This is a genomic window from Yersinia nurmii, assembly GCF_001112925.1.
Classification (GTDB): domain Bacteria; phylum Pseudomonadota; class Gammaproteobacteria; order Enterobacterales; family Enterobacteriaceae; genus Yersinia; species Yersinia nurmii.
Genome location: NZ_CPYD01000004.1, coordinates 186,246 through 206,222 on the forward strand (window position 1 = coordinate 186,246; position 19,977 = coordinate 206,222).

A 19,977-nucleotide genomic window follows, 5' to 3' on the forward strand; every position below is an offset into this window, starting at 1 on the left:
GCTTAGATACCGTCATTTGCATTATAAAAACAGCGACTTGCCAATTTGGGACTAAAAAGTCAGGGGCGTTGAATACACTCAGCGTTTAATTACTATTACTTACCCATATTCGTCAGACTTAAATTTATTATATTTCATTAGTTTTATGGTGATAATAATATATTAAATAAATTAGGTGTGATAATTATTATATACAAATGGTATTTAGCTATGATGCGCCGCGAGATCTTTTTGAACAACAGAGACTAGATGGATGTTGATATGGTATTCCTCATTAATTGTAGTGATGCTGGATTATTCTTAATCTGGTTTTCTGAGTGTCAAAGATCGACTGAAAAGAGTAGTAGCCAACCTGAACCTGCGGTACGGCGGATGGTTGTTGGCGTTTTGTTTTATCCTCCCGCTCCTGTTTACCCCTGACCATTGGCAAAACAGTACCGCCGTCTGAAACATCTCATGGAATGACTCTGGCTGAGAAACCATTCATGTAAACATGATTTATAAAAATCCAATTCATAAAAATCAATTGGGTCTTTACGTTTCATCATAATGAAAATCTATAAGGAACCCTTTTCTACTTAATATCTGTAACCTGCCCGTAAGATAAATCACATGAAATTTTTGGAGCAATAATGACTTTTATGAAAGGACGCTTAGGGAAAATAAATTTAATTTTACTTATTGGATTATCTATTTGGTTTTACCCCACGCCCGAAACGGTAGACCCTAAAGCCTGGGGATTAATGGCTATATTTACCAGCACCGTCATTGGATTGATTATTTCTCCTTATCCTTTAGGTGCGATGGCGATATTCAGTTTGACACTATCGGTTGCGACTGGGCTAGTTGGAATTAAAGATATTCTAGCCGGTTTTGGTGAGCCGATTATCTGGATGATTGCCTGCGCCTTCTTTATTTCACGAGGGTTTATTAAAACCGGTTTTGGCCGACGAGTGGGCTATTTCTTTATCAGTAAATTTGGTCACAGTTCACTCGGACTGGCATACGGACTGGTGCTGACCGATCTGATATTCGCTCCAGCCATGCCGTCAACTTCGGCAAGAAGTGGCGGCATTGTCACGCCGATATTTCGCTCAATTTCTGAAGCATATGGCTCGACGCCAGAAAAAGGCACCGAACGGCAAATTGGCGCTTTTCTCATTCAATGCGTCTTCCAATGCAACGCGATAACTTGCGCGATGTTTTTGACGTCGATGGCTGGGAATCCGATGATTGCCAAATTAGCTAGCGAAATGGGAGTCACAATCACGTGGGGAGGATGGGCATTGGCTGCCAGTGTGCCAGGGCTAATTTCTTTGGTGATTATCCCATGGTTACTTTACCGTTTTTACCCGCCGGTATTAAAAAAGACGCCGGAAATGAGGGCAATTGCTTGTGAGAAATTAAAAGAAATGGGGGCGATGAGCCGCCACGAATGGATTGTTTTGTGCGTGTTTATTTGTTTGGTTGCTTTGTGGGTTAGCGGCGCCGAGCTGAATATCGATGCCACTTTAACGGCATTTATTGGATTAACAGCATTACTGCTGACCGGAACTTTAACCTGGGATGATGTGGTGGCAGAAAAAGAAGCCTGGCATGCCATGATCTGGTTCTCGGTATTATTAACCTTGGCCAGCCAACTAAATAAGATGGGATTAATTAAATGGTTTGGTGGAATCGCAGCCACCTGGGTGGATGGCATGAATTGGGTTCCCATGCTGGGAGTCTTATTGCTGGTTTACTACTACATCCACTATTTTATGGCGAGTGCGATTGCCCATATCAGCGCGATGTACGCCGTGTTTGTTTCTATTGCGATCTCTGCGGGCGCTCCACCCATGCTGAGCGTATTGGTCTTTGGCATTTTTAGTAATTTATATATGGCCACAACGCATTATTCCGGTGGGCCTGCACCCATCCTCTTTGGCTGTAATTATGTGCCATTGAGTACTTGGTGGAAGATTGGATTCTTGCTCAGTCTGGTCATTATTCCTATTTGGTTGATTATTGGCAGTTTATGGTGGAAAACCATCGGCTACTGGTAATCCGATAGGTTTGTTACGTTCAGGGCCGATATTGTTCAATAAAGGCCCTCAACCAGGGGAAATACGGCGCTCAGGGTATCGGCTACTCGGTTATGTGGTTTGGGGCACGATCGCCAATCTTCAGATAATTCAGGTTTCCTTCATTACTGAAACGGGTGGCATCAAGGTTAAGGGAGTATTCGCAGGGGAGGCAGTGAGATGTTGGCGCGGAAGGTGATTCGCTCGCCATAGCCGGTGGGGAGAAACGGGCCAGAAATGCGGCCAACATTTGATAGAGCCTTTTCATTCTTGTTATCCTCATGATTATCTCGGTGAATGATAGGTTAGTTACGTACTGTAATGATAACCGTTCTCAATAATAATCATAGAGCATCATTTATCCACCTTCAAACCCTAATAAGGAATCATAATGGAATGGAATGTTGCGCGTTCCTAATGATGTCTCCTTTCTCAGTTGGGACATAAAATTTACCAGAACGTCACCGACGTGCGACATCATCCTCTGGTAAACGTTCTTTTCTACGGGTTAACAATTCGGTTTTTCGCACTGTATTATCGATTAACTGATGTTATTTCAGAGTGTATCCAGCGATTTCATCTTTAGTTTTGGGGGAAAAAATACCCCTGAAATAAATGTATATAAGCGGCATCTCATGCTGAATGAGAATTGTATTGATAATCATTACCGTTATGTATAATAATGCCTTCAACATCTATTCGGTTGGAGGTAGAAGGTGTCAAATACAGAAAATTTAATTACACCTTCACCTGTAGGGGTAATAGCGGATATAGCGCAGCTCTTTGAGCAAACCTTCGCTCATTTTTCTGTAACGTTTAAAGTGAATTCCGATGATATCCCTTCCGAAAGTATGAGTTTCGATCATTGGTCAAATGACGATAATTTTCTGTCACTAATTGAAATTTATCAAAATGAGTATTATGGCAGTAATAATATAAAACCGAATCAGAAGGCACTTTATTCACTATGGGCACAATGGTATTTCGGTCTGGTGATTCCTCCAATGATGTTGTTATTAATGGAGTATCCGCAGGAAATTGACTCCGACTGCCGAAACTTTAAAGTGGCATTTCATGATAGCGGCAGACCAGATATTATTTACTATCAGCTACAATGGAGAGCTCAGAGCGCGGAAAATTTACTAGAACGCTATTATGCACTGATTAATAGCCATGTTATTCCAATAGCTAATAAAATTGAGTCCTATCAGGGTATAAACGGGCGACTACTGTGGAATAACATCGGATACCTGATGTTCTGGTATCTTGGTGAGTTTAAAAAACGCATGAAAGAAGATGTTTATCAGACTGTTATTCAAGGTCTTTTTATGACAATGACCTTGCCTGATGGCCGCGAAAATCCGCTTTATCGCACGGTGATATTACGTAATGACACCCTGCAGCGCCGTAGCTGTTGCCAGCGTAATAAGCTACCTGGCGTGGGTAATTGTCATGATTGCCCGCTCGAAATAACGTTGTAAAAAATTGTTTATTTTGAAATAACCTCTTGCTTCTGGCCGGAGGGTTTTTTGTAGTGACTATTTAACTCTCTCTTAGAGTTGTCGCCTATATAACCAATTACCATTGCTTATAATAAAAACATCGTGGAACAGTAATCTGAGCGCATCTATATATATTATAAGGATATATCATGTACAGAGTAGCCCATACTGAAACCCCTTTTTTATCGGGAAGTGGTGATATAAGTGAGGTGCTTTATTTAGGGAACTTCCTAAATAAGCAAAGTGCCGATAATTACCAGGAAGAACTCATTAATGTCACTGAAAGAATTAAGGATATATTAAAGGTTGTTGATAAACCCTTTAGCGGTATATTACCGAATGAGTTATCACCGCATATTTCAGGAATAAACCTGGATAGTCCACTGACCTCGCTGGATTCTGCGCTGGATGAATTACAACAGCTGTATATTAAAGATGCTGTTTATTTTCATCATCCTAAATATGTAGCGCATTTGAATTGCCCTGTGGTGCTACCGGCGGTGCTGGGGGAAAGTATTATTGGTGCGATTAACTCATCTTTAGATACTTGGGATCAGAGTGCCGGTGGCACACTGATTGAACAGAAAGTGCTGGATTGGACCCGAGATAAAATAGGGTTAGGTGAAGAGGGGGATGGAATTTTTACCAGTGGTGGAACTCAATCGAATTTAATGGCTATGCTGCTGGCTCGCGATCATTTTTGTCATCAGCGAGACCCCGCCCATAAAAACCAATTGCAGGGACTCCCTGCTGATTTTCACAAATTCCGGATTTTCACATCGGCGGTTAGCCACTTCAGTACGCAAAAAGCGGCCGCATTATTAGGCTTGGGTTACAACGCAGTGGTTCCTATTCCCTATGACAGTGAATTCAGAATGGATACTCATGCCCTAGAGTTAAGTATCGAACGCTGTCTGGCGCAGGGAAATATCCCTTTAGCGGTGGTGGCGACCACGGGAACCACTGATTTTGGCAGCATCGATCCTTTACCTCCTATTGCAGCATTAGCTCAGCAATATGGCCTTTGGTTGCATGTTGATGCGGCCTACGGTTGTGGCTTGTTGGTTTCTTCCCAGCATCGGCAACTGCTCGCCGGTATTGAGATGGCGAACTCGGTGACCGTGGATTACCATAAATCCTTTTTCCAGCCGGTGAGCTGTAGCGCCTTTTTTGTCAAAGATAAACAGCATTTTTCCTATTTGACCTATCACGCCGAGTATCTCAATCCGTTAAGCGCATTGCAGGAAGGAACGCCCAACTTGGTGAATAAAAGTATCCAGACCACGCGGCGATTTGATGCCCTAAAGATGTGGCTGACGTTGCGTATTATGGGCGCAAAGCAATTGGGTTTGGCTTTTGAGCGATTAATGGAGACCGCGCAGGTCGCTTATCAACTAATGCTGCCGAACCCGTATTTTGAACTGTTGCATCGACCGACGTTGAGCACGCTGGTATTCCGCTTTATACCGCCGGATTCCCGTAGTGATGGGGAAACCGATCTCACCAATGCTTATATTCGTAAGGCATTATTCCGAGAGGGAAATTCGGTCATTGCAGGAACCAAAGTCAATGGACGTCAGTATTTAAAATTTACCTTTCTGAACCCGACTACTGGGATTGAGCATTTAAATGAAATTATCAATGCCATCATGACCCACGGGCAGAACTATGCGGATAAGAATCACGTCGCCGCGCTAAACAAGGAATGATTATGTCTATGCGACCTTACGATTTTATTGCTATCGGCATTGGTCCTTTTAATCTTGGATTAGCATGTTTAACCCAACCGCTGAAGGATGTTCATAGTTTATTCATCGATCAAAATCCGGGTTTTGACTGGCATCCAGGGATGATGCTGGAAAGCGCTACTCTGCAAACGCCCTTTATGTCGGACTTGGTGACTTTAGCATCGCCAACGCACCCGTTGAGCTTTTTAAATTACATCAAACAGCAGGGCAGAATTTATTCCTTCTATATTAGGGAAAATTTCTTTCTGATGCGTAAGGAATATAACCAATATTGCCAATGGGCCGCCGCGCAATTGTCTAACCTTCGCTTTAATACTCGGGTTGAAACCCTGGAGTATGATGAGGAAAACGCGCTTTATAAGCTGCGTTGTCTGGACTCGTGCACCGGTGATTATCACGAATATCAGTGTAAAAAATTGGTGTTAGGGACTGGACCATCGCCGTGTATTCCGGAATGCTGCCGACCTTTCACCGCGGAAATGGTGACTTCTGGGAATTATCTGGATAACAAAGCGGCCTTGCAAAATAAGGCCTCTATTACCTTGTTAGGCAGCGGACAGAGTGCGGCGGAGATTTTTTACGATCTACTCAGTGATATAGATCGCTTTGGCTATCAACTCAACTGGCTCACGCGTTCCCCCCGTTTCTTCCCACTGGAATACACCAAACTAACGTTGGAAATGACATCACCGGAATACGTCGATTACTTTTATAACCTCCCGGCAGAAAAGCGCGATGAGCTAAATCTGACTCACAAACAATTGTACAAAGGCATTAATAGCGCGCTGATCAACGACATTTTCGATCTGCTATACACCAAGCGTTTGGACGGTGTCCTAAATGTGAATTTGTATACCAACAGCGAATTACAGCAGGTGGAGGAAAATTCTAATGGCAAAGGACTGAGTCTGTCTCTATTACAGCATGAGCAGAATCAGCCGTTCACTTTGGTGTCCGAAGGGGTGGTATTGGCGACCGGGTATCAATATTTGCCGCCGTCGTTTATCGAAGGCATTCGCCCGTTAATCCGTTGGGATAATAAAGGCCGCTACGACGTTCAGCGCAATTACAGTATTGATCGCCACAACAGTATTTTTGTGCAAAACGTTGAACTGCATACCCACGGTTTTGTGACGCCAGATTTGGGAATGGCCTGCTACCGTAATTCTTGTTTAATTCGCGAAATAACCGGGGTTGAACATTATCCTATTGAAGAAAGCATTGCTTTCCAGCGTTTCAGCGTTCCAGAACAGGGGGGCACACAATGATGCAGGCGACAGCGAAAATTAACCCACTGACGCCAGTGGAAAGCGGCGGATTCACACTGCGACCTTTAGATCTGATGCAGGATATTAGCTGGTTGACCAATTGGGTCAGTCGCGAATATGCCCATTACTGGGGAATGCAACATTATCGCGAGTCACAGGTACTGGCGTTTTATCAGGAATTACTCGACCGGCAGCCGGACAGTGTATTCGTTGGGATGAAACAGCAACAGCCCGCCTTTTTGCTGGAACGTTATCTCGCTAAAGACGATGTGATTGCTGAATATTATCCGGCGCTGCCGAACGATGTTGGAATGCATATTTTGGTCGCTCCGCCGGTAAATAAAGTGGCAGGTTTCACTTGGCGTGTATTTCAAAGCATTATGGCGTTTATTTTCAGTGATCCAATGGTGGCGCGTATTGTGGTGGAACCGGATGTGCGAAATGAGAAAATTCATCGCCTGAATAAGCTTGCCGGTTTTGTTTATCAGCAACGGTTAGAAATGCCTCACAAGACGGCATGGCTGGCTTTTTGCACCAGAGAACAACATCAACTTGCGCTTCAGTCTGCGCGTCAACTGGAGCGTCAATGATGATAACCCAGTCCGTCGCTGCCGTTCAGCTCCTTGGGTTAGCCGTGGCGCATTTGCAGCCTTCACTGTGGCAAAAAGTGAATCGTTTGCACTTGTGTAAAGCTATTTCCGAGTTTTCCCACGAGCGCTTATTAACGCCTCAGACATTGATGAGTCGACAGGACTGCGAGGAGTCCCTCCCTTACCAACTGGCTACGCCAGATAACCGGATTCGTTACGTTTTCCGCGCCCGTCGGTTGTCGCTGGATCACTGGCTACTGGATCCTTCGTCTTTGCAGAAAACCGTTGATGGGCGACGGGTCGATTTGGATTCGCTGCTATTTATCATTGAATTCAAAGATGAACTCGGTATTAGCGATGCGGTATTACCGACTTATCTGGAGGAGATTACCAGTACCTTATACAGCAGTGCGTATAAGCACAGTCGGGTGGGTATTAGCGCGCCTGAACTGGTAAATGCCAGCTTCCAGTTATTAGAACAGGAAATGATGGAAGGTCATCCTTCCTTTGTCGCCAATAATGGACGTATTGGTTTTAATGGGCAGGATTTCCGGCAGTTCAGTCCGGAGGCGGCTTCGGACGTTCATTTGGTCTGGCTGGCCGCGCATAAAAGCAAAGCGCATTTTGCTTGTATCGAACAGCTAGATTATCGGCAACTGATGCTGCAAGAGTTGGGCGAGGAAGCGCTGGCGGAATTTGAGCAACGGCTGATCGCCAAAAATCTCAATCCGCAGGATTATCTGCTGATGCCGGTGCACCCGTGGCAGTGGCTGAGCAAAGTGTCTTTGGTATTTGCTGCGGATATTGCCAACCAAATGCTGGTGTTCTTAGGGACGGGGAAAGATGTCTATCAGGCTCAGCAATCGATTCGGACTTTTTTCAATCGAAGCGAACCGCTACGATATTACGTAAAAATGGCGCTATCTATCCTGAACATGGGTTTTATGCGCGGATTGTCGCCTTATTATATGGCTACCACGCCCGGCATTAATGAATGGCTGTTTGAGCTGGTGGAAAAGGATGAGACGCTGCGCAGTTACGGTTTTAAAATTTTACGTGAAGTCGCCAACGTGGGTTTCCGCAACAGTTATTACGAACAGGCGGTAAGCGGGGATACGCCGTACAAAAAAATGGCCGCAGCGTTATGGCGAGAAAATCCGCTGCAATTGATTCAGCCGGGTCAGCAGGTGATGACCATGGCGGCATTGCTGCATCTGGATCAGCAGGGCAAGGCGTTTTTACCTGAGCTAATCATTGCTTCCGGATTGTCTACAGAGCAATGGATAGCTCGTTATTTACAATGTTATTTATCACCGTTATTGCACTGTTTGTATGCCTACGACCTGATGTTTATGCCCCATGGAGAAAATATCATTCTGGTGCTGGAAAACGCCGCGCCTCAGCATATCTTTATGAAAGATCTGGCAGAGGAAATTTTGGTGATGAATCCGGCCGCGGATTTACCGGAAAAGGCGCAGCGGGTCAAAGTGGATATGCCGGAGGATATGAAAACCCTGACAATTCTTTCCGATGTGTTTGACGGCGTATTTCGCTATCTGGCGGCGATCCTCGATCAGCAGGGGAATTATTCGGAAGGGCGTTTTTGGTCAGCGGTGGCGAACTGTATTTGGGAGTATCAACGGCAGCATCCTGAGCTGGCTGGGCAATTTGTACGCTATGAACTGTTTACCCCCCAAATTAAGCGTTGTTGCCTCAATCGGTTACAGTTAGCCAATAATCGCCAAATGCTGGATTTAGCCGATCCGGCACAGAGTCTGAAATTTGCCGATGATTTGATCAACCCATTAGTTACCTTTGGCATACCTGCCGTTTAGTTATCAGGGACATCAATATGACAGTGCCCCGGAGGCAATTTCCCGGGGCGTTAACTCTTTGCTGAGGGCAGGACTAGCGTGGGCGATAGCGAGGAATAACTAAGGGTTTTCCTGATTCAGGATCGGTAATAATTCGGCAACTTAGGCCGAATACGGTCTCAATACTTTCTTCAGTCACTATGGCTTCAGGCAATCCTTCGGCAAAAATTTTCCCTTCTTTTAGCATGATAAGGTGAGTGGCATAGCGTAGCGCCTGATTAATGTCGTGCAAGACCAGCACCAGCGTTTTGCCCTGCTGATGCAATTGCTGGCATAAATCCAGCATTTCGATCTGATGGGCGATATCCAGATAGGTAGTTGGCTCATCCAGTAACACTATTGGAGTATGCTGCGCCAAAGTCATGGCAAACCACGCACGCTGGCGCTGCCCACCGGATAATTCACTGACCATCTGTTGCGCTAATGGCTCCAGGTTGACTGCCTTGATAGCTGCACGAACGATATTATCGTCTGCGGCAGACCATTGACGGAAAAAGGATTGGTGGGCATAGCGGCCCCGTGAAACCAAATCGAAGACCGTCAGGGATTCGCAGACGCCAGCACCTTGGGAAAGTAGCGATAGCTGTCGGGCTAAGGCTTTAGCTTTGAAATGCTGAATATTTTGCCGATCCAGTTTGATACAGCCACTTTGCGGCGATAAACCGCGACTTAAAGCGCGCAATAGCGTCGATTTCCCACAACCATTTGGCCCAATAATTACGCTAAAAGCCCCGTTCTTAATGTTAACGCTGAGTTTATCGACGATCGTCCGCTGGCCGTAGCTTAAGGACAATAATTGAGTCGTTAAGCGTGGCTCATCGGTGTGGGACTGCGTTGTGGACAATGACTCCGAAGATAACGACGTAGAAGGGAAGTCTAACTCGTGTGGGGACGTCATTTTATTCTCCTGACTTCAGCGTACAGCAAATACATCAAATAGATACCGCCAACGGCTGCGGTGATTACGCCGACCGGAAGCCGGGAAGGCGTGGGCAGAAGCAGAGTGATAATATCTGACGCCAATAGCAGTAGCGCACCCATCAACGCAGTGTTCAGCAGCGCGATTCCTTTGGCGCGGAGCAGATGGCGGGTAATTTGCGGCGCAGATAAAGCGATGAATGCCACCGGGCCAACCACCAATACCGCTGCGGTTGCCAAAACTATGGCCAGTAACAAACTCAACAGATGTGTCAGACCTATGTTGACGCCCAATGATTGGGCAACCCCGCTCCCCAGACTCAGAAAGTTGAGCTGACGACTGAGATACACCAATCCCGGCGTTACTACGCTTAACGCTAGGCTGATAATGCATACGTCGCGCCAGTTTTTCTCCGCAAGGCTGCCGCTGAGCAATGCGGCCATCTGGTTTGCCTGTTCCAGCCGTACTTGTGAAATAGCGAAGTTGACGAAAGCCATGGAAAGCGCACCGACGGCAATACCTGAAATAACAATTTTTCCCGAATGGGATAGGTTGTTAATACTGCCAGCGTAGACCAATGCGACTGCGCAACAGGCACCGAGGAAGGCACCTACGGGGACAGGAATGACGCCCGGCCATAGCAACAGGGTTGCCACCACGCCAGCGGAGGCGCCGGCTGTAATGCCAATAATATCCGGGCTGCCTAATGCGTTACGGGTAGTGGTCTGGAAAATAGCGCCAGAAATTGCCAGTGCGGCTCCTGCACCTAATGCGACTAAAGCGCGGGGAAGCCGCAATTGCAGCAAGATAAAATGTTCAAATTGACTGCCTTGCCCAGCGAGGATATTGAGCGTTTTCCCCCATTCAAATCCGTTAGGGCTCAATACCATGGCGACAAGCAGGCATAATAATAGAGTAGGTAACATCAGTAGCAGATAACGCTGCGTAGTGGGGGCCGGAGCCAAAAATACCCAAGATCCCAACGTTAGCGTTTTGCAGGAATTAGTGGGAGGCATCGGTAAATCCTTTTTTGCGATTGGCGACCGCATAAAGCAGTGGGCCACCCACGGCGGCGGTAATCACGCCGACCATCACTTCGCCTGGAGCAATAATCACTCTGGCTATGATATCCGCAGTTAACAGTAGAATTGGCCCGACCAATAGGCTGTAGGGCTGCAGCCAGCGGAAATCACTGCCTATCATGGCACGAACCAAATGAGGTGCGGCCAGGCCGATAAAGGCGATTGGGCCTGCCAGTGCCGTTGCTGCGGCGGCCAAGATGGTCGCGCCCATTAAGGCCAATAGCCGGATTTGGGCCGTATTGGCACCCAGCGCGGTGGCGATATTCTCACCGAAAACCATGATGTTAAGAGACGGTGCAATAGCGAGAACGAGGGCTAATCCGCCGATAAAGTAGGGCAACACCGACAGCGCGGCCGTCATCGACATGCCGGACAGTGAGCCAAGCACCCAGAAGCGATAGTTCTCTAACACGGCGGGATGGAGTAGCACCACGCCTTGCACATAGGCGAACAGGCAGGCATTGATCGCCGCGCCAATCAGTACCAGGCGGGTTGGATTGCTATTACGTTTGCCGCCGCCTAACAGATAAAACAGTAGGGTTGCCAGCGCAGCGCCGATTAATGCAGGCCAAAAGCGAGGAATAGCGGCTAGCGTAGGAAAAAAGGCGAAACTGACGATGATAGCTGATGCGCCCGCGTTGACGCCCAATAAACCGGGATCGCCGAGTGGATTACGTAGTAGTCCTTGTGTAACGGATCCGGACAACGCCAGCGCTGCACCGGCCATCAGGCCAATGAAGGTTCGGGGCAATCTGGCATCTATCACCAAATCGTTATAGTTACGGTCATCGGCGCTGAAATAGTGCCAGACTGCGCTTAGCGGTAAGGGTTTGGCCCCTAACGTCAGGCTGGCAAAAATGCAGAGCAAGGTGAGCAGCAAGAGTCCGATCCAGCCCCCAATACGGCATGCTCGCTGCCGTCGATGAATTTGATGAGTCATGGCGGAGTCTCCGAAACGGCAGCCAAATGGCGCGCTTTCTCCGCGACCAGCGGCATAAAGCGTTGCAATCCCCAGTCGACGCTTAAAGGCGTGCCGTAGGACATGGCCATCACGATTGCCTGATCGGTCATCGGGATGTAGCCGCCGTGGCGCACCGCCGCAATGGCATTAAATAATGGCTGCTGTTCTACTCGCTGACGCTCCTGCTCGCTGTTGTACCAGGTGACCAGAATATCCACATCATTGAGTCGATCCGCATTTTCCAGCCCAAGATTTGCGGCGAAACTGCCTTGGGACGCGGTTAGGTTTTTAATGGAGGGAGCCAATTGCAGGCCGGTTGCAGAGAGCGTATCCACGCGAGGATCGCCCGCGATATATACCGATAGATTGGCATTATTAGCTGAAGCTTTAATGTAAGCGAAGTGCAGTTTCGTTATGCCCGGCACCGTTTTACCTGCATCGACCAAAGTGCTTTCTAATTGCTGTAGCAAAACCTGAGCCTGCGCTTCTTTACCCAAAGTTTGGCCAATCAATTCAATCTGCTGGCGAGTCGACGTTAGCCAGGGCAAGCCGGGATAAGCAACCACCGGCGCGAAGCGCGACAGCTGATCGTATAGACTTTGGCTAATACCTGACTGAGCGGCAATAATCACATCGGGCTTCAGGTTGATTAACTGTTCGATATCCAGTTCGGGATACATGTGCAGAATTGCCGGTAGAGTTTGTCCTTGCTGTTCCAGCGCCTGACGAAACCAGGGCAGATAACCTTGCTCATCGCCGCCCCAGCGATGGGATTCAATGCCAATCGGAACCTGCCCCAACGCCAGCACAATATCCTCCGAACCGGCTCCCAGGGTCACAATGCGTACCGGTGGACGCTCGATCACCGCAGTACCGAGAGCGGTCGCGACCTGCCGTGGGAAGCCTTTTTCACGGGCTGCTGTTACGCCGTCTGGCGCAGAAGTGTTATCGCAGCCGGAAAGCAAAAAAGCCAGCGCAAACAAGCCGGTTAATACAGCAACTCTTCTCCCCGTGCGATGACGGGCGAATCCGTAGGGACTTCGGGGGCTATTTATCAATAACATTTGGGTCGAAGTTTTTCCTTAGCGTTATTACAAGCAGCCACGGAGCCAAAAAATCTCGCTCCGTGGCGTTGCCAGTATTAACAATAATCAGAAGGTGTAACGCACGGTGGCATTCACATTACGCGGCTTGCCCATCAGGTATTGGCTGTACTGACCAATTTGCGAGTAATAATGCTGATTGAATAGATTATCCAGATTCACCGTCAGCGACAGCTGCTGAGTGAACTGATAGCGGCTCATCAGGCTGTAAACCGCAAAACTCTCCTGACCCACGCGCTGCACGCCGGTCGGGCTGGTTACATCGCTGTAGGTCTTGCCTTGCCAGTTAACACCGCCGCCGATAGTCAAGTCTTTCATCGACCCTGGCAGGGTATAAGTGGTGAACACTTTTAGGACTTTTTGCGGAGTGACGGGAGTGAAAGTTTGCCCGTTTGGCAGTTGCACATGATATTGGGTGTAACCGGCGAACAGGTTCCAATTTTCAGTGACTTTTCCGCTGATCTCCGCTTCAAAACCACGGGTTTTAGTCCCGTCCACGGCATAGTAAGGGCTGCTGTTATCCGGCAGGCGCGGCGCAGTGGTATCCACTACAGGCATGTTGTCCTGGCGAATTTCAAACACCGCTAACGCGTAATCGATGCTGTTATCGAAGGCGACGCCTTTCAGTCCCACTTCATAGTTTTGCCCGCTGATCGGATCCAATAATTGGTTATCGCGATTACGGCGATTTTCCGGATTAAATATTTCGGTGTAGCTGGTATAAACCGACAAATCGCTGTTGATGTCGTAAATCAGGCCGCTGTATGGTACGAACTGATTTTTATATTTGGCATTTTGCGGCGTGCCGAAGTTATCGCCTCGGGTTTCCCAGGTGGTCAAACGGCCGCCGAGAATCAATGTTAACGGATCGGTCAGAGAAAGCTGAGTCACCACATATTGCGCGGTTTGATCATTGCGTCCTTTAGAACCGTAGGCGCGCGTATTGCTCCAAATCGGTTTAGGATACTGCCAGCCCGGCTGAGTAAAATCCCCCAGACCGGGGCAAGTACTGCGGGTGCTGCAATTGGCCGGATTGTAATAGTCGTTATCAAAATTCTGGCGCTGGTGGTTCCAGCCAAAGCCAAGCTGATGCTGGCGCCCAAACAGACTGTAGTGACCGTTGACCTGAATATCATAGTTTTGCTGACGGCGAGTTCCGTCAATCAGCGACATACTTCCTGGGCGCATGCCGATATTGGTTGTACGATCCGGATAACCATCGGCCCACATCACATTTTGCAGCAGTTTGTCATTATCAAAAGTAAAGGTGCCCTTGATGTTCCAGTCGTTGTCGAACTGGTGTTGTAGGCGGGTAAACAGCGACTGGGTTCGCGTTTCGGAAGAGGTCCAGTCCGGCGCGGTGCTGGCCGAACGACCATAATGAGTTCGGCCACCGTCGCTGTAAAACAGCGGCAACCCGCCAAACATGCCTCCTTGGGTCATATTGCGTTGAGTATCGGCACCCAAGGTCAGTAGGGTGTCTGGCGTCAGATCCACGTCCAAAATACCGTAAAACGGATTGCTGCTTTGACTGTATCGATCAACGAAAGAATGGGTATCCTGATACGCCGTAACAAAACGCCCGCGGACGCTGCCATCGCTATTCAACGAACCAGAAAGATCCAGCGTAGTACGCCATTTATCCCATGAGCCAACGCCGGCAGAAACGCTGCCGCGAAAATCCTGAGTTGGGCGTTTACGTACCAGATTAATCACAGCCGATGGGTTTCCCGGCCCGGTCATTAAACCCGCCGCGCCACGTACTACTTCAATCCGATCGAACATATCGGTATCCAGCGTGTTATCGCCGTAATTAAATCGGGTATCGTAAAAAGTGGCGACGCCGTCGCGCATAATATTATTCACGCTCATACCGCGTGAGGTAAAACCGAAGCGATCGCTATCAAACTGACGCACGTTCAGGCCGGTAATATTATTGACTGCGCTTTCTACGCTGGTCAGGTTTTGATCGCGCATACGCTGTTTAGTCAGAATACTGACCGACTGTGGCGTTTCGCGAGCAGAAATATTCAGGCCGGTGGCCGTAGACATTGAAGAGGTATTATAACTGCCGCTGTCTTCCGTTACGCCAGCGTCGTTTAGCGGTGAGGCAATCACGGTCATGGTCGTTTCTTCAGCGCTGTTTTTCGGCGATGTATTCTCGTTGCCATTATAATTATCGCTGGCGGCATACGCGCTACCCAACAGCGATAAATGAGCGGCAAGAACCCATGCCACTGGTTTAACTGTGTGCGAAGATTGCAGGCGAATCTGGTTCTTGCCGTCCCTTCTTTTCATTATTATTTTCACCAAATATAAGGTTGTGCCACTGGGGGGGGCAGCGACCCGCGCCGCTGCCGTAATGAATTAACCCGCCGTTTTAAAGACATGAATCGGGTTTGCTAAGGTGCCGGCAAATTTGAGATTCTTCTCCCGATCGTCGAGATCGATCATTTGCTGGTTATTGGCCATTTGCAGGCGATTCAGACAGGTGCGAACAAAGTCGGCTTTAAACAGATCGAACTGGTTATATTTATCGGTCAGTGCCGGATGCTGGGTCTGATAGGCATAAATGCAGTCCGCGACCAATTTCCAGAATTGGTGTTCGGGCAGTCCCAGATCTTTTTGTAGAATTGGCGCGAGATAACGGAAGAAACAATCGAAAATATCCAGGAAAATATAATTAATCTTCATATCGTCCTCGATAGTGACATGCAGATCGTTAATCTCCTCGGGCAGTGTTATATCGCCGTTAAGAATAGCGATTTCTTCTCCGATATCTTTCATTAACACATGTACTGGAACGTTATTTTCCAGTACTAACATCAAATTTTCCCCGTGAGGCATGAAAACCAGATCGTAGGTGAAGAAGGCGTGCAATAACGGAGAAAGATAGGCATCAAGGTATTGTGCAATCCATTTGTCTGTGGCTAAACCAGAAGAATGAACTAATGCGGCTACGACTGAGTGACCGGTATTATCCCGGTGCAACAGAGAAGCCATGGTCATTAAACGCTGATGGTTGGCTAGCAAGGGGATTGGGCTTTCTCGCCATAGCGCTGAAAGCATTTTCTTATGCGGATTGTCTTTAATCAGCGCGGTTTCAAAATAATCATTGAAATAGCCCATTGCCGCGCGTTCCCGCAGGATGGTGAATTTTTTCTGTTGAAAGAATGGGTCTTGGGAAACCAGCGTAGCCAGCCATTCATTTACTAGCGGCGTAGTGGCCATACTGTGCGGGGAAAGCCCGCGCATAAAGCCCATATTCAAAATCGACAGCGCCGTTTTAACGTAATTCTTTTGCGGATTAGAGATATTAAAAAATGTGCGAATTGACTGTTGAGCTAGGTAGCTATCTTGCCCTTGCCCCAGATAGACAATGTCATTTCGGGCTATATCGGCGGCAAAACTAGTGGCAATTCTTTCGTACCATTGCCACGGATGTAATGGCATAAAGAAATAGTTGTTAGCGTTCAGGCCGCGAGAAGTTAACTGACGGAGGAAATCTTCTGTCTGGTAATTCCCCAGTTCCTCCTGCATTAACTGCTGATAACTGAGGCCGGTTAAACTGGCAAAAACGGTTTTATTTTTGTGTACCGCAATCCAGATAAGCTTGATCGAATGAGCACTTTCCGGCGCAAAATGAGCATAATCTGCAATATCAAATCCAATGCGACCATTATTAGCAATAAAAACCGGATGCCCTTCGCTCATCGCTGTTTCTACGCTTTGGTAGTCTGCCTGAGTTAACTGCGTCGAACTAAGATTATTCTGGTGATATTTAAATGCATGACCATAAAGAGTGCTGGAGATCTCATCTAAATATACTGGCAGCATCTTTTCGGAAATACAAAGCAGGCTATTTAATTCAATAATAAGTTGTATCGCATCCAGCGGTTGCTGTTTACCCTTTACGGTTTTGATTAACGTATCTGTTTCAATATCCAGATGATCTAACTGATAAGGGTAGGCACTGAAGTGATATTCTATTTTATTGTGATTAGATTTCTTGTGATTAGAACTAAAGCTGCCGGGACAAAAACTATAGCGACAAAGGCCGTTAGCCTGTGTTTCCAGACGGGTTGGCGTAATCAATTTCTCATGGCTGAGTTCACGCAGTATTTTCCCTACTAAATGGGTATTCGCACGAGACCAGTTCTCGCCATTAAGATGCTGGATATAGTTATCATTGAATTTCCGCGTTGAAGCCATCTCTATAGTGTCCCTATTGAAGAGTAGAATTTCAGCGAATAATAAGCCCAGACATACCTGAGGGATTAATATCCATACTCAAGGTGTTCCTATTTGTCATTTGGCTAACGTTAAAAGAAAAACGATTATTATTCCGTCCAAGGCGGGATATATATAGCATTATAAATTTTTTGATGCAAACAATTATCATTTCGATATCGATAATGGACTTTGTGGGTTTGTGTTTTACATATTATTGAATATTAAGTGTTTTATTTATTTCTCTGCTGCGTGCAAAACTGACTTGAGGACTGTTTTTGCATGTTTTCAGTGAAATCTGACCCGCCGTTTTCCAGAAATATATCCATTTAAAATGTCATGATATCAGTCTTTTTTTCTCCTCTAAAATAATAAGATTTATCGATGGAGGGAGACCTAAAAATTTCAATTTAATTGATTGAATATGGATTTGTTATTCATGTGGCTTTGGTTCTGTTATCCATTTCTATTACGGTGTATTTTATTTATATGTCTATTTTTTATTTATTATAACTGTATCGCATGACAGGTGAGTCTGGGTCGTAACTATAATGGTTTAATTTTAATCCTAGGTCGATAATGAATGGGGCGCATGCCACAAATATTAATTAACAATGATAATATTTATTCATGAAATGATTGTATATACATCTATTTAAATAAAAATAATTCAATAATTATCACGCTATAACTATATGTTTTAATTGGTGTTTAAAATTATCTTCCTAAAAAAATAAAAATAAATTCCAATATTCTTGCGTTTTATAATAACCGGCTATAATTAATTTTGTATAACTACTTAGGCAGTTATTCATCATCCTTCTTTATTTTTTTCAGTAATACTGCTGCATGGTCGCGGCAGCTGGATGCCTCTGTCTTTAATTTATAATTAGATTAATTCATTGGCTACATTCGGTTAAATGGCACTTAAGCCAAATTACTTGGAACATTATCTATGAAAGCAAGTAGTAATAAAACTGTCGATCAGTTTGATGCTGCTGTAGCGCGTAATGGCTATAATGCGGTAAATGAGTTATTACAGTATCACGCGCGTGGTGATGGCCTGACAATAAACGGCAAACCGTCTTACTCCACTGAAGACGCGGGGTTACAGATTACTCGTACAGGGCAAACCTGGAATGGCAAAAATGTTTTTGATCAGCCAGCAAAGCTGACCTATTCATTTTTAGACAGTGTTAGCAGAATTCCGAGTGGCGATAAGGGGTTTGTTAAATTCAATCCTGCGCAAATCGAAACGGCTAAGTTGTCATTACAGTCGTGGGCGGATGCCGCCAATATTGCTTTCACAGAAATCGCTTCCAGCCAGAAAGCCAATATTACCTTTGGTAATTATACGCTTTCCCGCGACGGTTCTCCGGCAGATTCCCAGGCTTATGCATATTTACCGGGTAGCGGTAGTCCGTCCGGTTCAACCTGGTATAACTACAATGTCGATAATATTCGTAGCCCAGATACCATGGAATACGGCCGCCAGACTTTAACTCATGAGATAGGACATGCGCTGGGGCTTAGCCATCCGGGTAATTATAATGCGGGCCAAGGTTATCCGTCTTATAAGGATGTCACCTACGCGGAAGACACTCGTCAGTTCAGTATTATGAGTTATTGGGGCGAGAAAAATACCGGTGGCGATAACAAAGGTCATTACGCCGCTGCGCCTCTGTTGGATGATATTTCCGCGATCCAACACTTGTACGGTGCAAATATGACCACTCGCACCGGCGATACTATTTACGGTTTCAACTCTAATACCGATCGTGATTATTACACCGCGACCGATAGCAGCAAGGCGCTGATATTCTCTGTATGGGATGCCGACGGTAACGATACTTTCGACTTCTCCGGCTATAGCAATAATCAGCGTATTAATTTGAACGAAAAATCTTTCTCTGACGTGGGCGGACTGAAAGGCAACGTATCTATTGCCGCAGGTGTAACCATCGAAAATGCCATTGGCGGCTCTGGTAATGATGTCATTGTTGGTAATGATGCGCGCAATACCTTGATGGGTGGCGATGGTGACGATGTGTTATTCGGTGGCGGCGGGGCGGACGTGCTATGGGGTGGCGCGGGTAAAGACATTTTCGTCTTTGCGGAAGTGAGCGACTCTAGGCCGGAAGCGGCCGACTGGATCATGGATTTCGAAAGTGGCATCGATAAGATCGATCTTTCAGCCTTTAATCTGGGTAAAAGTGGTGGCTTGCATTTTGTCGATAGCTTCAGCGGTAAAGCAGGTGAAGCCATGCTGACTTATGACGCTGGAAGCAACGTAAGCGATTTAGCATTAAATATTGCTGGCGACCAGTCATTCGCAGATTTCCTAGTGAAGATTGTTGGGCAACCGGCTCAGGCGACAGATTTTATTGTTTGATAGCTTAGATTCTTGAAATAAAAACAACGTCTAATGATTTTTATTAGACGTTGTTAATGACTTAAATCAGAAGCTCCGGAATAAGCTAATAGGATTTTTCTGGGAAAATAACGCGTAAATTTAATGTTTGTAATTAGGATTTATCTTTTTTAAATTCACACTGATTATTATTCCTTGTTTTTAATAATGTAGAACATATAATCAAAACGCATCTTGATGATTCGATAAATTATCTTTATGTATTA

14 protein-coding genes are annotated in these 19,977 nt (G+C 46.3%); 7 read left to right on the forward strand and 7 right to left on the reverse strand.

The features are described 5' to 3' along the window. Positions 1–632: 632 nt before the first annotated feature. Positions 633–2,045, forward strand: a complete 1,413-nt coding sequence (locus AD970_RS07025; RefSeq protein WP_049597595.1) for an anion permease — start codon at positions 633–635, stop codon at positions 2,043–2,045. An 82-nt stretch (positions 2,046–2,127) separates the two neighbouring features. Here the strand turns inward: AD970_RS07025 and AD970_RS19585 are convergent, their stop codons facing one another. Then, positions 2,128–2,331 carry a hypothetical protein gene (locus AD970_RS19585; RefSeq protein WP_157045473.1) on the reverse strand — a complete coding sequence of 68 codons (204 nt, stop codon included), beginning with the start codon at positions 2,329–2,331 and terminating at the stop codon, positions 2,128–2,130. 448 nt (positions 2,332–2,779) lie between these two features. On the opposite strand from AD970_RS19585, the gene fhuF reads away from it, so the two are divergent. The 5 genes from fhuF (at position 2,780) to AD970_RS07050 (ending at position 9,006) form a co-directional block, all read left to right on the forward strand. Next, complete coding sequence (fhuF, locus tag AD970_RS07030) at positions 2,780–3,544, forward strand: siderophore-iron reductase FhuF (protein WP_049597596.1); 765 nt, start codon at positions 2,780–2,782, stop codon at positions 3,542–3,544. Between the two features lie 170 nt (positions 3,545–3,714). After that, positions 3,715–5,274 (forward strand): pyridoxal phosphate-dependent decarboxylase family protein, encoded by a 1,560-nt coding sequence (locus AD970_RS07035; RefSeq protein WP_049597597.1) that lies wholly within the window; start codon positions 3,715–3,717, stop codon positions 5,272–5,274. An 8-nt stretch (positions 5,275–5,282) separates the two neighbouring features. Continuing rightward, positions 5,283–6,581: a lysine N(6)-hydroxylase/L-ornithine N(5)-oxygenase family protein gene (locus tag AD970_RS07040; RefSeq protein WP_049597725.1), complete on the forward strand. Its 1,299-nt coding sequence runs from the start codon at positions 5,283–5,285 to the stop codon at positions 6,579–6,581. Further along, entirely contained in the window at positions 6,581–7,171 is a 591-nt protein-coding gene (locus AD970_RS07045; RefSeq protein WP_049597726.1) for a GNAT family N-acetyltransferase, read from the forward strand. The genes AD970_RS07040 and AD970_RS07045 overlap by 1 nt, the downstream gene beginning before the upstream one ends. After that, complete coding sequence (locus tag AD970_RS07050) at positions 7,168–9,006, forward strand: IucA/IucC family protein (RefSeq protein WP_049597598.1); 1,839 nt, start codon at positions 7,168–7,170, stop codon at positions 9,004–9,006. The genes AD970_RS07045 and AD970_RS07050 overlap by 4 nt, the downstream gene beginning before the upstream one ends. Before the next feature lie 73 nt (positions 9,007–9,079). Here AD970_RS07050 and AD970_RS07055 read toward each other — a convergent pair whose 3' ends face one another. From AD970_RS07055 to AD970_RS07080, 6 genes are all read right to left on the reverse strand, one after another. Further along, positions 9,080–9,943, reverse strand: a complete 864-nt coding sequence (locus AD970_RS07055; protein ID WP_049597599.1) for an ABC transporter ATP-binding protein — start codon at positions 9,941–9,943, stop codon at positions 9,080–9,082. Next, positions 9,940–10,980 (reverse strand): FecCD family ABC transporter permease, encoded by a 1,041-nt coding sequence (locus tag AD970_RS07060; protein WP_049597600.1) that lies wholly within the window; start codon positions 10,978–10,980, stop codon positions 9,940–9,942. Before AD970_RS07060 ends, AD970_RS07055 begins: the two co-directional genes overlap by 4 nt. Continuing rightward, positions 10,967–11,986 (reverse strand): FecCD family ABC transporter permease, encoded by a 1,020-nt coding sequence (locus tag AD970_RS07065; protein ID WP_049597601.1) that lies wholly within the window; start codon positions 11,984–11,986, stop codon positions 10,967–10,969. Before AD970_RS07065 ends, AD970_RS07060 begins: the two co-directional genes overlap by 14 nt. Further along, positions 11,983–13,071, reverse strand: a complete 1,089-nt coding sequence (locus AD970_RS07070; protein ID WP_049597602.1) for an iron-siderophore ABC transporter substrate-binding protein — start codon at positions 13,069–13,071, stop codon at positions 11,983–11,985. Before AD970_RS07070 ends, AD970_RS07065 begins: the two co-directional genes overlap by 4 nt. A gap of 87 nt (positions 13,072–13,158) precedes the next feature. After that, on the reverse strand, positions 13,159–15,408 hold the full coding sequence (locus tag AD970_RS07075; protein WP_049597603.1) for a TonB-dependent siderophore receptor: 2,250 nt from the start codon (positions 15,406–15,408) through the stop codon (positions 13,159–13,161). Between the two features lie 69 nt (positions 15,409–15,477). Further along, positions 15,478–17,322: an IucA/IucC family protein gene (locus tag AD970_RS07080; protein ID WP_049597604.1), complete on the reverse strand. Its 1,845-nt coding sequence runs from the start codon at positions 17,320–17,322 to the stop codon at positions 15,478–15,480. Positions 17,323–18,295: 973 nt separating this feature from the next. Between AD970_RS07080 and AD970_RS07085 the strand changes: the two genes are divergently transcribed. Further along, positions 18,296–19,732, forward strand: coding sequence for a serralysin family metalloprotease (locus tag AD970_RS07085; protein ID WP_049597605.1), 1,437 nt, complete (start codon positions 18,296–18,298; stop codon positions 19,730–19,732). Positions 19,733–19,977: the final 245 nt, after the last annotated feature.